The 13,141-nt window shown below is 52.7% G+C and carries 12 protein-coding genes; 1 reads left to right on the top strand and 11 read right to left on the bottom strand.

From position 1 onward, the window contains the following. Nucleotides 1-355: 355 nt before the first annotated feature. The 8 genes from DSM3645_RS17535 to DSM3645_RS17570 all read right to left on the bottom strand — a co-directional run bounded on the left by DSM3645_RS17535 (nt 356) and on the right by DSM3645_RS17570 (nt 9,249). Nucleotides 356-1,249 carry an N-acetylneuraminate synthase family protein gene (locus DSM3645_RS17535; protein ID WP_002653606.1) on the bottom strand — a complete coding sequence of 298 codons (894 nt, stop codon included), beginning with the start codon at nt 1,247-1,249 and terminating at the stop codon, nt 356-358. A gap of 68 nt (nt 1,250-1,317) precedes the next feature. Next, entirely contained in the window at nt 1,318-2,523 is a 1,206-nt protein-coding gene (locus DSM3645_RS17540) for an acylneuraminate cytidylyltransferase (protein ID WP_002653607.1), read from the bottom strand. Then, nucleotides 2,520-3,665, bottom strand: coding sequence for a hypothetical protein (locus DSM3645_RS17545; RefSeq protein ID WP_131282674.1), 1,146 nt, complete (start codon nt 3,663-3,665; stop codon nt 2,520-2,522). The genes DSM3645_RS17540 and DSM3645_RS17545 overlap by 4 nt, the downstream gene beginning before the upstream one ends. Before the next feature lie 128 nt (nt 3,666-3,793). Continuing rightward, on the bottom strand, nt 3,794-4,696 hold the full coding sequence (locus DSM3645_RS17550) for a phytanoyl-CoA dioxygenase family protein (protein WP_002653609.1): 903 nt from the start codon (nt 4,694-4,696) through the stop codon (nt 3,794-3,796). Further along, a complete protein-coding gene (locus DSM3645_RS17555) occupies nt 4,683-5,837 on the bottom strand; it encodes a polysaccharide pyruvyl transferase family protein (protein WP_161603382.1) in 1,155 nt (384 codons plus the stop codon). The genes DSM3645_RS17550 and DSM3645_RS17555 overlap by 14 nt, the downstream gene beginning before the upstream one ends. 378 nt (nt 5,838-6,215) lie before the next feature. Next, a complete protein-coding gene (locus tag DSM3645_RS30255; protein WP_131282676.1) occupies nt 6,216-6,926 on the bottom strand; it encodes a class I SAM-dependent methyltransferase in 711 nt (236 codons plus the stop codon). Between the two features lie 131 nt (nt 6,927-7,057). Beyond that, nucleotides 7,058-8,308, bottom strand: coding sequence for an ABC transporter ATP-binding protein (locus DSM3645_RS17565; protein ID WP_002653613.1), 1,251 nt, complete (start codon nt 8,306-8,308; stop codon nt 7,058-7,060). Continuing rightward, on the bottom strand, nt 8,308-9,249 hold the full coding sequence (locus tag DSM3645_RS17570; RefSeq protein ID WP_002653614.1) for an ABC transporter permease: 942 nt from the start codon (nt 9,247-9,249) through the stop codon (nt 8,308-8,310). Before DSM3645_RS17570 ends, DSM3645_RS17565 begins: the two co-directional genes overlap by 1 nt. Before the next feature lie 255 nt (nt 9,250-9,504). On the opposite strand from DSM3645_RS17570, the gene rfbD reads away from it, so the two are divergent. Continuing rightward, nucleotides 9,505-10,374, top strand: coding sequence for a dTDP-4-dehydrorhamnose reductase (gene rfbD / locus DSM3645_RS17575; RefSeq protein WP_002653615.1), 870 nt, complete (start codon nt 9,505-9,507; stop codon nt 10,372-10,374). On the opposite strand, the gene rfbC is transcribed toward rfbD, so the two are convergent. Genes rfbC through rfbB form a run of 3 tightly spaced genes read right to left on the bottom strand, consistent with a single transcriptional unit; the run spans nt 10,366 to nt 12,934 of the window. Beyond that, a complete protein-coding gene (rfbC, locus tag DSM3645_RS17580; RefSeq protein ID WP_002653616.1) occupies nt 10,366-10,896 on the bottom strand; it encodes a dTDP-4-dehydrorhamnose 3,5-epimerase in 531 nt (176 codons plus the stop codon). The two genes, rfbD and rfbC, sit on opposite strands and share 9 nt — an antisense overlap. A 46-nt stretch (nt 10,897-10,942) precedes the next feature. Then, a complete protein-coding gene (gene rfbA, locus DSM3645_RS17585; protein WP_002653617.1) occupies nt 10,943-11,854 on the bottom strand; it encodes a glucose-1-phosphate thymidylyltransferase RfbA in 912 nt (303 codons plus the stop codon). A gap of 3 nt (nt 11,855-11,857) precedes the next feature. After that, on the bottom strand, nt 11,858-12,934 hold the full coding sequence (gene rfbB / locus DSM3645_RS17590) for a dTDP-glucose 4,6-dehydratase (RefSeq protein ID WP_002653618.1): 1,077 nt from the start codon (nt 12,932-12,934) through the stop codon (nt 11,858-11,860). Nucleotides 12,935-13,141: the final 207 nt, after the last annotated feature.

Raw genomic sequence — 13,141 nt, forward strand, 5'->3', positions numbered from 1 at the left:
TCCCTACGGGGTCCCCAAGGAACGGCCATCGCACGCGCTACGTAATTCGACGTGGGGCGATGCCCATCGCCTTGATGACGCGATAAGTCGACATCGCCACGGCAGTCTGCCATAACCTCCGCAAACCCGTCGTTCACCTAGGCCCGCTACACCCCGGAAAACACTGATCACGAACGGATTATTCGAGACAAAGCGGAAGAAAACTTTTGTCGCTTGAACCAACTAACCGTTATCACCATCAGGCAGATCGTCTGAAAGGAACGACTGCTACCCAGCATTGGCAATTGCGATTTGGAATCTCGCATCTTACTGCAAGTATAAACCGTAGCGGACGCCGTCAATCTCGCCAGTCAAATCACTTGGCTTGACCTTGCAGATCGGCAATTCCAACCCGACGCAGCTTCTTTCGAATCGGTAGTTCGCTATCATACACGCGTTTGACTCCGTCCCCCATCGCTTGTTCGATGACGCGGATGTCCCGGCAGAGCCGTATCAATCCCTGAGGTTCGACCGACGCGGCATGGTCCGAACCCCACATGGTGCGATCCAAAGTGATATGACGCTCGACGAACGCCGCCCCCAACGCAACGGCGGCGAGCGTAATCTGCAGACCGACTTCATGCCCAGAATATCCGATCGGAACATCGGCGTAGGTATCTCGCAACACGTGGATCATCCGCAGATTGATCTCTTCCGCTTTGCAGGGATAGGCGCTTGTGGCATGGGCGATCAATAGTTGCTCTCGATCAAAAACGTTGACAGCTGCGTCGATTTCCTCCATTGTCGACATGCCAGTTGAAAGCATGACGGGACGCCGGGTAGACGCAATTCTTCGCATCAGCGATAGATCCGTAAGCGTGGCCGACGCAATCTTGTAGCAGACCGGTGAAAATTTCTCCGTAAAGCCAACCGACGATGCGTCCCAACACGAAACGAACCAGTCGATTTCCTTGGCTTTGCAATATCGGTCGATCTCTGCGTACTGATCCTCGCCGAACTCTACGGCATGGCGGTACTCAAGATAGGTCATCGTGCCCCAGGGAGTTTCGCGAAGCACGTTGCGCTGTTCCGGAGGAACGCACGTTTCGGGATCCCGTTTTTGAAATTTTACGGCGTCACAGCCTGCGAACGCAGCGACGTCGATTAGTTTCTTCGCGATCTCGATGTCGCCGTTATGGTTCAACCCGATCTCGCCGATGATGTATGCTGGCTGTCCTTTACCGACAGCGCGTCGACCTATCGTCAACATGCGTTCGTCCCGTTTGCGAATAATGTGGTTCTAGGTGTCACATGGGTAAATAGCGTTACTGATCGATATCACGCATCTTGGCGGAGAAGAAAATCGCAAACTTCGCGAACAGCGCCTTCGCCTCCGGCGCGACGAAGCACATATCGTCCCTCCGAGAACAACGCAGCCTCGGCGTCGGCAACGATCGCACCATAGCCGACAGCGTCCAGGCACTCGACATCATTCACGTCATTTCCGACATAGACAATTCGCTGCAATGCGAATCCCCGCTCCTCCACCCAAGCTTTGAGAAAGGTCAGCTTGTCGTCGATTCCTAGCTGGCAAGGAATGTCGAGTTTCTTACAACGGACGCTCGCGATCGTATTACGTTCTTTCGACAGCACCAACAGCGGTACGCCGGTCTCTCTCAGCAATCCCAATCCAAGCCCGTCCGCCCGATTGCAGACCACCGTCTCTGTTCCGTCAGCATTCACGTGGACCTTATTGTCGGTGAATACGCCATCGAAATCGAAGACGACCGCGTCAACGTCTTGCACCCGCGGAAACCGCCGCACGCGCCCTGCGCTCTCCGCTAAACGGGATGCATCGACCGCTAATAACGCCTCGACGATGGGAATATCGTCCGATTCGTCAATTTCCCAGCGGCGGCGAATCGGCATCTCATACATCGCCGTCTTACCGAAGAACCGGAAGCGACGTTCCAGAAACCCTTTCGTGCGCATTACGTAAACTGCGCCCGCTTCCAAGTATTCCTGTTCGCGTTGTTGTCGCAACAAACGTGCGCTTTTATCGTGGTTGACCCCTTCCGCATCCGCGGACGCTCCCTTCTTCCAAAGGAAGTAATGAAACGGAACGACGGCAAGCGCCGTATCAGCCTTATCTCGGTAGAGAGCCCCAACCGTGCCGTCGATATCTTCGGCTCGCGTCAACGGCGAAGTGCACTGAAGGAAGGCAATCGAATCCGGCAATGACTTCCCATCAGCTAGATAGGTTTCAAGCACATGCATGAGAGCCGACTCGGACGACGCATCCGGTCCGCTGAGCGCCTCAGGGCGTACCACCACCTCAGCGCCTGCCTTCCGGCTGACATCGGCGATTTCACCATCATCGGTAGTGACGATTACCCGTTCGACTGTCGCCGCACTGCGGGCCGCTTCGATGGTCCAAACGATTAACGGCTTGCCGGCGATCGAGATCAGATTCTTGCGCGGAATCGTTACCGACCCGCCGCGTGCTGGTATGATCGCCCAAGTGGATGGAGTCGTGTTGTTCATTTCAATTGTCTACGGACCGGTTTTTTCGTCAGATGCCTTCGGATAGTAGAAATACGTTCGACCAGCTGGCCTACTGGCCAAGTTAACGTAGTCCCAATAAGCCAACTCCAGGAATTCTTAATGCTTTCGAGTTCTTCGGACTTCTGCTGAAGTTCCAGCGTGCGCATTTCCAAATCGATCAACTTCTCGGTGACCGCCATGCACTGACGCCAGACCTCCTTATGAGCAACTGGCGTACAATTCTCTTCCGACACGATTCCCGCTTGCCAGGCGTTGTCACATGACGTTTCGACGATTGGCTGAAACGGGATAACGCCTCTTGTTACGAGCAAACTTTCCGGATTAGTGCAACGGAGTCGGTTACCTGACTTCAGCATCCGATCGACGATAAAGACAAATCGATCGAACATCGTTCCCCCTCGAATCTCGATTGCGCTATAGTGGCGCCCTGCTTTGCGAACGATGTCTGTGGTCCAGTCTTCATACGCAAACGAGACATCCTTCAAGCGATCTTCAAAGAAGCTGGTCCCTTGATTGAAATCGGTTCCGACCAGCGTTACCGTTTTGCCGGGATACGAAATCGACAAGTAGTTGAGTGCGCTCGTTAAACTCCCCCGAAAATGGAACAGCGGCTGATCCAGCGTCTGCGCCCATTCCCCGCCGACCATCGAGTGGTGGTGCGAAACAAATTGAAACAGCCCCGACTCGGGGACCAGAATGCGATTTAAATTGCGAGGTTCTTTTAGGATCCGTCTCCAGCCAAACGGATTCTTGGTAAGCGAACCGAAGTAACCAGCCTCCTCAAGTCGCCGATAGTCACTTGGATCGCACATTCGCAGACGATCACGAAGCGTATCCGAAATAACAAACGTCACGCCTGACAGTTGGCGATGAAGAATTTCGGATGATGCGAATTGCAACCAATTTGCACACGCGACGTCATAGGCGTCGAGAAAGAAAAGATGCGTCGGAGCGATACCAACGTCGTGATGAAACGCGGCGAATTTGTTGATCGCAATCCGGACGGAACAAGAATTGACATACGCGCGTTCTTCCTCCGTCAATTGCAAGATTGACGAACCGCAACCGAGTATGACTGCTTCATCGCGTGCAACCTGGTCTATCGCTAGGTGCTGCTTCACTATTAAGCCTTCATCTTCCAAGTCTTACTGCTCCTTTGTCCAGGCAATCCAGGGCTTACCCGATCGGCGACACGTTCTTCTGCGGCGATCTATTGGCGTCCCTCGAACTGGAAGGATGCCAAGAAACATTACTTAGCATCAATCCGTTGCAAGCCGTTTGCAAAGAAGCGATCGACTTTGTCTGGTGGCGGAGCATCCATGTACAATCCTCTTTGCTTGAGCCTCTCGATGAGTTCTGGCTCTAGCTCCGAATAGCCTAAGTCTGTTCGGATGTGCCGATAATACCCCATATGATTGCGGGAGTGCCTGTTCTCAGGAGAGTACGAGAGATAGATCGCGTATTTTGGGCCAAAGATATTTGACGCCGAATGATAAAGTCGTTGATCAAAAATAACGCAATCACCTGGGCCGGTTGGAATCCAAACGGGCTGCGTCGGTTCATCGGTTGCGATATCTTGAGCAGGCTTTGTCCACATAGTCATCCGACGCGGCGGAATATCAACTAGCGGCAATCCTTGGATTTGCCGGCTTATCCGATTGAAAAGAGAGCCCCGCGTCCGGCGCAACCATATTTTCCATTCTCGATCGGATAGCGCTTTTTCGTAACGGTGACTGCCCGGCACGACACCCAGTGCAGAACCACTTTCTTCGTAGCTTTGCAGGTAGATCGCAACCCGGACAACTTGATAGGGCTCTTCGCGCTCATCCCAATCTGGCCCAACGCCAAATTGACGACATGCGCAATCGCGGTGCCATCCACCGGTACGGTGTGCATGGAGATCGGAATGTTGGGTGTAGCGAACTGAACGCCCAGACAACTTCTCCACCTCAGAAACTAGCCGATCACTATAAATCAACGGCCAAAACTCACGATTCCTGCTTACGCCGTCCGGGCAAGCAAACACTTTATTTTTATAGTCGGTGTCGCAAATGCCCGAGAGCCTTTGAATCTGTTGGCGATATTCCGTGATCTCTTTCTCCGTCAAAAGACTTCGAATGACCGAATAGCCATCTCTTTCAAACGGATTCATTGTTTTTCTCTTGCAAATGACAAGATCCCAACTCCTTCGCAATCGGCATGCATCCGAGGAACTCTGTGATGCTACCTCTTGCAACTTCCCACAGCGAGGATTGTGACTCTTCCAAAAATTCCGCCACGATGGAAGGCGCGCTCAGGATTTGGCTCCCTCGTTCAATGATCTGCTCAGCAATATTGGCTTGATGCAAATCCACGCCCCATTCACTCCGATTTATGTCGTCCAAAAACCACTGAAGTTTATCGTGTGAGATGAGCGACAGAATTGGCGTATTACATCCAAAAGGAATCATTTGGGAGTGACCTCGCATACCAATTGCGAGCGCGGGTTCGCTATACGCCGCAATTATCTCACGCGAATCGAATTTGCTCAGGTCAACCACTTCACAATCGATTCCTTGAGAGCGCAATACGGGTATCATCTCTTCGTCAGCACTGTAATGGGAATAATACTTGATGCTTAATCCGAAGCGATCGGCAACTGTTTTAACCCCCTGGGAAATGCTCTTCAGAATACTTTCCTTGTCATTCCCATAGCGCAACTCGGGTCGGTCGAACGCGCAGTTAAGCGCCAAAAAAGAACTCTCTGATTCTCTCAAGATCAGGTGCGGGTACAACTTTGCAATCAATGTCGTAAGACATGGTTGGAAACGAATTTTGCTGTGTAACTCGGTTGGCAGGTAGCTGCGAATGGAGTTCATACTGCCCGTGTTACGGAGGCCGACGAATTGCGCTCGCTCGACAAACACACGGATGTTATCAGTAAACACGGGGTCAAAATCAGCCTGGCCTCGAAAGCGGTTGTAGCCAACTCCCATGGCACAAAACGGAACGCGAATCCTCTTGATTTGCTCGACTGAACATGGCCATTGCCAACCACTAATCTGATTGGCGTTTGTGTCCCTTAGAAACAGTCCCCCGCCGCCGATGATCAACCCCTGCGTAGAGTTAATTTCGTCGATGGTCGACTCATCCACGGCGGATCGAGCATGAATTGCCTTCCAATCGATACCACCGCCATAAAATGTGATCGCATCTCGCAGCACAGCAGGTAAAAGTATGTCACCCGCGTTGCTTCCCTGGGCGGTAAACGCGGCTACGTGGGCTATCTGACGACCACTACTTTCGCGATCCAAAAGCTGGCTCGGTTCCCAACGCGGAGCGTGAGCCATAGAGGTCCGACAGCGAAAAACGCGATATCCGTAATCCGCAAGTTTATAAAAAAACGCTCTCATGTTGCTATTCTTCGATTGCGGCGTCCGAATAAAGGTACTTAGGAAGTCTGCGCGACAGCGGTTTTGAATCCGATAGGCTCAAACAAAAACACGATCCGTCGAAATGTCGGCCGTCGGACTAACCAGTCGGCTGAAAGCAAACCGCCAAATTTCACGATCCGCGTTAACAACAAGAACGGAACAGGTAAACGACCTTTTCTATAAGCTCAAGCGCCACGTCACTTGACAGTCCCCGTTATTTACCTCGATTAAAAGGCAAGGCCGATACGAGTCGCACTTTTACGACTTTGTTGCCTCTACATAAAGCGAACGATAATCTTCATTTGCTTCACTTTCAAAACATCCTTCAAAGGAGAACGCAGACTGCCCGGAAGACTGGAACGCACTTTGCTCAACAGACGAGAACCCTACACGCAAAAGATCTCTTTCAATTGTCTCAAAATCCCAGGCATTCTGATGAGCTAGCGTTTCGCTCCCCAGTACTTTTTGTTGCTGACTCGCGGACAAAAAGCACTCACGCATGCATTCCCAACGGGTATAGGAGACTCCACGATGCATCGCGCGTTCCCTTCGCCGCCTGAAGAGTTCAAACCCATCCTCACCTTCGAGATACTTCTCCACAGATTTCCGAGCGTCAGGAAGAACGAGCCTCATTACGCCTTGTGAACTCAAGACGCGAAAGCATTCCTTGAATATTCGTGGTGCGGCGAAAATTGACATGTGTTCAAAGACATGACTTCCGTAAATGTGACTCACTCCGCTGTCACGAATTGGAAGCCTTTGGCATTGGTTCCAGTCCACAACCAGATCACCACGACGAGGGTCAGCGTCAACAGCCAACCAGGTTACATCAGGTTTTGACCAGTTTGGTCCCGGGCCGAAGTGAAGTTTGTAAGTTGCTGCTCCATCAATCTTAACATTGCTGAACGCTCGGCTTCTCCTATCGTTTCGTTCAATACAAACGGATATGCCCAGAAAGCTAAATCTCATCGTCAATCCACATATTTCCAGAAATGATTGCGAGAACGCATTTGCCCCACGTCCTACCTTGAAATCCTAAAGCTCTCCTTAGGGATAAATCTGATTTCAATGCAGGCATGATTCTCGGCCCTCAAAAACTATCACCGCAAGACATTGAGTATTTCACCCGTCGCTTGTTGTGATACAGGACACGTAACCGTATGATCCAACTGATTTTCACTCTCTACTGAGACACCACAAAATGGGTCATAACGCGCTAAGTGCCGCGGTCTTCGCGGATCCGCCGAGTCGCACACCATGAGGTGAAGCTGATAGCTCCCAGGCGTAAGCGGGAGTTCGTTCAAATGGATGCGCACCATACATCTTCCTGTCACGCGAGTAGCGACTAGGCAGTCTGTCCGCAGAACGCCTCTCTGTTCTCGGTTGTAAAACGTTAATATCAGAAGCAGAGATTCGATGGTGTCCGAAACTTTTAGTTCCAGATCCACATAACGACTCTGCTGTCGATTCAGAACGAGCACTGTTCCATCGCCGCATACGCTATTTTCGCCGGCGGAAATGGAAATGACTTCAGCCGCTTCACTCCAAGACTTCAACGCTTCAGGGGGTTCGAACTGGAGGAAATAGGAGTTTATTCCTTCCGCGGCCAAATGAGAGTGCGCCGCGACTGCTCCTTTCTCAAGGACGATTACTTGCGTCGACATACGCGCGATCTGAGGCATGGAATGAGAGATAATTACAAGTGCGGAATCCCGCGCCAGGTCCAGCAGCGCGTTATAACACTTTGACCTGAATCCTGCGTCTCCAACTGCCAAAACTTCATCAAGCAACAGAACATCCGGCTTGATCATTACCGCAGATATCGCAAATCCAAGCCTCACTTGCATGCCAGAACTATAATTCCGAACCGGCGTGTCAATGAATTCCTCGAGCTCAGCGAAGTCGACGATCTCTTCTAGTCGATCCGCAATCTGACGTTTGCTCATGCCGAGGATCGAACCGTTCACAAAAATGTTTTCGCGGCCGGTCAAGATCGGATTAAAACCGGCGCCGAGTGCAATCAATGCGCTGATCTTGCCACGCATATCAATGCGGCCGGTGTCAGGCTTGATCAAGCCGTTGAGCATTTTCAAGAGCGTCGTCTTGCCAGCACCGTTGCGGCCGATCAAGCCCAAGCATTCGCCGCGTTTGACTTCAAAACTTATATCCTTGTTCGCCCAAAACTCGCCGGGCCGCAATTCAACTTCCGCCGCGTTCTGCGGCAAATGCCTCTGACGATTGAACGCGACTTCATGCGCAATATCTTTGACGCCATACCAAAGACTCTGCTTCAGTTCACGACAAAATCTTTTGCTGACGTTTTCGCAAAGAATTAAGACGTCCTCGGCCATTACATGCCCATCCTTGCGATGATATGAGGTTTCGCCACTCGAAGCGCAACAAAACTGCTTAACAGCACTAAACCGCTGATCCCAACCCAGATCAAAGTTAGCCAGAACCAGTTCCAGCTTCCGCTAAACAAGTTGTCACGAGACAACGCGATAGCCGGCGTCAGAGGATTGTAGGCCATCAACGTCGCTAGAACTCCCGTCGACTGCCCGCTTGCTTCAGGAAGTGGAAAGACGACCGGAGCAGTAAACATCACAATGGCCAGAAATGGCGATAGAGCGTTTTGAATGTCGCTATACAGTGCTCCCAAAGGTGAAATGCACATGCCGACGGCGAACGCAATAGTGAGGAACGCGAACGCACTCAATGGAAAGAAAATTGCCGTCCAGTGCAAACCTACTCTCATCGCGATGAGCGTCAAAAACAGCACCGCAACCGTTACCGCGAGATTGAACAGGACTCTTGCAAAGCCGGCCAGAATGAAAGCTTCCAGACAAACATTCAGCTTAACCAAGACCTCACGATTAGCGGTAATCGTGCTGATGGGCGCCATTACAGTTGCCGAAAACGCGGCCCACAAAGTTGTTCCCACCAAAACAAACGCGGCGTAAGGCACCTCTCCTGTGTCGACGTTCAGAACCTTTTGCGCATTCAACAAGTACCATACCAACGCACTGCCCAACGGGGGAATTATCAGCCAAACGTATCCTAGAAAACTCTGGCGGAATTGGGCCTTCAGATCTCTCTGGAATAGTATCCAAGTCAACTCCCGATTCTTCCAAAGGTCACCAAAAATCTGCGACAAAAGTCGAAGCGGGCGGCGCAATGGCGTGGCGGGGGTATATGTCGTCCATTCCAACGGAATCGGACTGCTCTCGTGATTCGAATCGTCGCTCGCTGCGTTATCATCGCGAGTTGCCGAAATATCGAGGGCTTTGTGCATGCTGCAAAGGGATCGGCGAAAGCGACGTCGCGCGGCGATCACCTATTCCGAAGATGAACTTGCCGCTGGTCGCACAGGCTTGGTATGGAAGCTCCTATTCTAGTCGTGAAGTCGTGAAGATTTAGCGAAGACTACGGCAACAATGGATCGCGACTCTGGCTTTAACGACTTCTTAACCAACCGGAATCGTTAAAACGCCCTCGGCCTCGTTATCCCTCATCCCTTCCCTACACAGAAATTGCTACAGTAACGCGGATGAAAACCACCATCGCGATCACCGGATCAGCAGGCCAGTTAGGGAGCGAACTGGCACGGCAATTGGGAAGCCGCGCCGTACAGCTGTCGCGTGCCCACATAAACCTCGCGTCCGATGCGTCGATCTTGGACGCGCTGGGCGAAATCCGCCCGGCCATCTTGATCAATTGCGCCGCCTACACGGCCGTCGACAAGGCGGAAAGCGATGCCGAGGCTTGCTTTCGCGCGAATGCTGAGGCCGTCGCGACAATGACCGGCTATTGTCGCGAGCGGAACATCCGATTGGTTCAGTTGAGCACCGACTACGTCTTTGACGACTACGCTGCTGACAATGCTGCTGGTTCGCAGCGTCCCCTCGACGAGCAGACTCCTGCGTCGCCGCGCGGGATTTACGCCCAGTCGAAACTACAAGGCGAAATCGCCGCAGCCGCGACGCCAGAAAATCTGATCGTGCGAACCTGCGGACTTTACGGCGGCGGGCCGACGATGCGCAATTTTGTGGAAACGATGATCCGCTTGGCCGCGACCAATCCAGAGCTGCGCGTCGTTGACGACCAACGCTGCACTCCCAGCTATTGCGTCGATGTCGCCGCCGCGGTGCTCCGCTTGATCGAGCAAGAAGCGACAGGACTTTATCATGTCACCAACCGAGAAAGCACGACCTGGTTTGAACTGGCGCAGACCTTATTTTCACTCACACGAAAGCCGACGGTTGTCCAACCGATCTCGACCGCCGAATATGGCGCCGCTGCTCCGCGCCCTGCCTATAGCGTGCTGAGTCTGGAGAAGTACTCCGCGTGCGTCCAGCGCGAAATGCCTTCGTGGCGCAACGCACTCGAGCGATATCTGAACGATCGCAAATTAGCTTAGGCAGCGATCCTTGACGCCGATATTGAAACAAGGCGCTTCGGCTAGTGACAACGCAACGGCGTCTTTGGGAGAGAGGAGCGGCGTTTTGATCGGCCACTCGACCGCCAGTTCAGGATCGTTCCACTGAATGGTCCGTTCGCCTGGGGGATGATAAACGTCGGAACATTTGTAAATCACATCCGCCGATTCGCTGATGACGCAAAAACCGTGGGCGAAGCCGATCGGCACAAACAGCTGTTTGCGACACTCGCTGCTCAGAGAGACGCCGACCCATTTACCGAAGTTGGGGGAACCTTTCCGAATGTCAACCGCGACATCGAAAATCTCTCCCTGCAACACCGACACCAATTTGGCCTGGGGGCATTCGATCTGGTAATGAAGCCCACGCAACACGCTCTGTTTCGAATGGGAGAAATTGTCCTGAACAAAATCGACGGAGGTGATTCCTCGATAACGTTCCGCTTGAAACGTTTCGAAAAACTCGCCCCGCTCATCCTGAAAGACGCGCGGCTCAATCAACAAACTTCAGGCAGCGCCGTAGCGGTTACTTTCACGATCCCCATTTCCCTTAAGCGTGTTTCACGTTACGCATGCCGATCGTCGGTTCCAGCAGATGAAGCAGATAGCCGGCGTAGTCGTTATTCAGTTGACGCGCGAGTTCTCGTAATTGATCGGCCGAAATAAACCCTTTGTTGAACGCGACCTCTTCGACGCAGGCAATCTTTAGCCCCTGTCGATTCTCGACGGTTTGCACAAAATTGCCCGCTTCCATCAGCGACGCATGGGTGCCGGTATCCAGCCAGGCGAACCCGCGCGAAAAACATTCGACGTGCAACTGCTCGCGACGCAGATACTCGATATTAACGTCGGTGATTTCAAACTCACCACGTGCGGATGGTTTTAGATTGGCGGCAATCTCGACGATCCTGTTGTCGTAGAAATAGAGCCCCGGCACGGCGTAGTTCGACTTCGGCTTCTGGGGCTTCTCTTCGAGCGAAACAACGCGTCCCTCGTTGTCAAACTCGACAACGCCGTAGCGTTCCGGATCGCGAACCGGATATCCAAACACGGTGGCGCCTGTCTTGCGACTTGCGGCGCGCGCGAGGATCTGCTGAAAACCTTGCCCGTAAAAGAGATTGTCTCCCAAGACCATCGCGACGTTATCGTCACCGATGAAATCACGACCAATGACAAAAGCCTGCGCCAAACCTTCCGGCTTCGGTTGAACGGCGTATTCGATGCGCAGTCCCCACTCCGCTCCATCTTTGAGCAATCGCTGAAATCCGCCGATGTCCTCAGGCGTACTGATGACCAAGATTTTGCGAATTCCGGCCAGCATGAGCGTGGTCAACGGATAGAAGATCATCGGCTTGTCATACACCGGCAGCAATTGCTTGCTGACGGCGCGGGTCAACGGATAAAGTCGCGTTCCCGATCCGCCTGCCAGGATGATCCCTTTTTGGAATGAACTCACCGTCATCGCCTAACCTATTTTTCCGATCTCGCAAAGTCCCAGCCGTTCTCGGCGGTAGCCGCCGCTGGCGATTCGATCGAGCCAAGTCCGATGTTCCAAGTACCAACGAATCGTCTTTTCGAGGCCTGTTTCAAACGTTTCTACAGGGCTCCACTGCAGTTCGGATTTCATCTTAGCGGCGTCGATCGCATAACGTCGATCGTGGCCAGGTCGATCTTTGACAAACGTAATCAACTTTTCACATGGGCGGTGGGCCAGATCAGGACAAAGCCGGTCGAGCGCCGCACAAACGGCTGTGACGATCTCTAGATTGGTTCGCTCGCAATTGCCCCCGATGTTGTAGACCTCGCCGGGCCTTCCTTGCTGCAGCACGCGACGAATGGCGCGGCAATGATCTTCGACAAAGAGCCAATCCCGCACATTTTGTCCGTCGCCGTAAATCGGCAACGGCTTGCCTTCTAACGCGTTTAAGATCATTACCGGAATCAGCTTCTCGGGAAACTGACGCGGTCCGTAGTTATTCGAGCAATTGGTCGTCAGCGTCGGCAGTCCAAAGGTATGAAAATACGCGCGGACGAAATGATCGGCGGAAGCTTTGGATGCTGAGTAGGGAGAATTCGGCGAATAGGGAGTCGCTTCGGTAAAGAGCCCTGTTTTTCCGAGCGAACCATACACCTCATCCGTTGAAACTTGGAGAAAACGAAATTCAGCCGCTCGATCTGCGGCAAGTTCGCGCCAGTAGTTTCGGGCGGCTTCTAACAAAGTGAATGTCCCTACGACGTTGGTTGCGACAAATTCCGCCGGCCCATCAATCGAGCGATCGACGTGCGACTCGGCCGCCAGATTGAAGATCGCGTTTGGTCGAAACTCGGCAAGCAAGCGAGCGATCAGATCGGCGTCGCAAATATCGCCCTCGACCAGAATATGTCGCGAGTCGTCCGCCAACTCGGCCAAGGAATCGAGATTGCCGGCGTAGGTCAGCTTATCGAGGTTAATGACCGTAAGATCATCTTGCAGCACCAATTGTCGCACCAGACAACTGCCGATAAAGCCTGCTCCGCCGGTAACGAGAACGGTTTTACTCATGCGTTCGATTCGCCTTTCGCCTCGATACGTTGACTCCGCCGAAGCAGATCGCGTGCTGTCGCCGGACAGCGCGAATCGCAAAGCGGATAGCAGTGCGTAACTTTCTTCATGACGCAACGTTCCCCGGAAGCGATCGAGTATACTCAACCGCATTCGCACGCATGGGATATCGAGTGAGGATGCCACTGGAATGCGCCAGACTTCACC

The sequence above is a fragment of the Blastopirellula marina DSM 3645 genome (assembly GCF_000153105.1).
Taxonomy (GTDB): Bacteria; Planctomycetota; Planctomycetia; order Pirellulales; family Pirellulaceae; genus Blastopirellula; species Blastopirellula marina.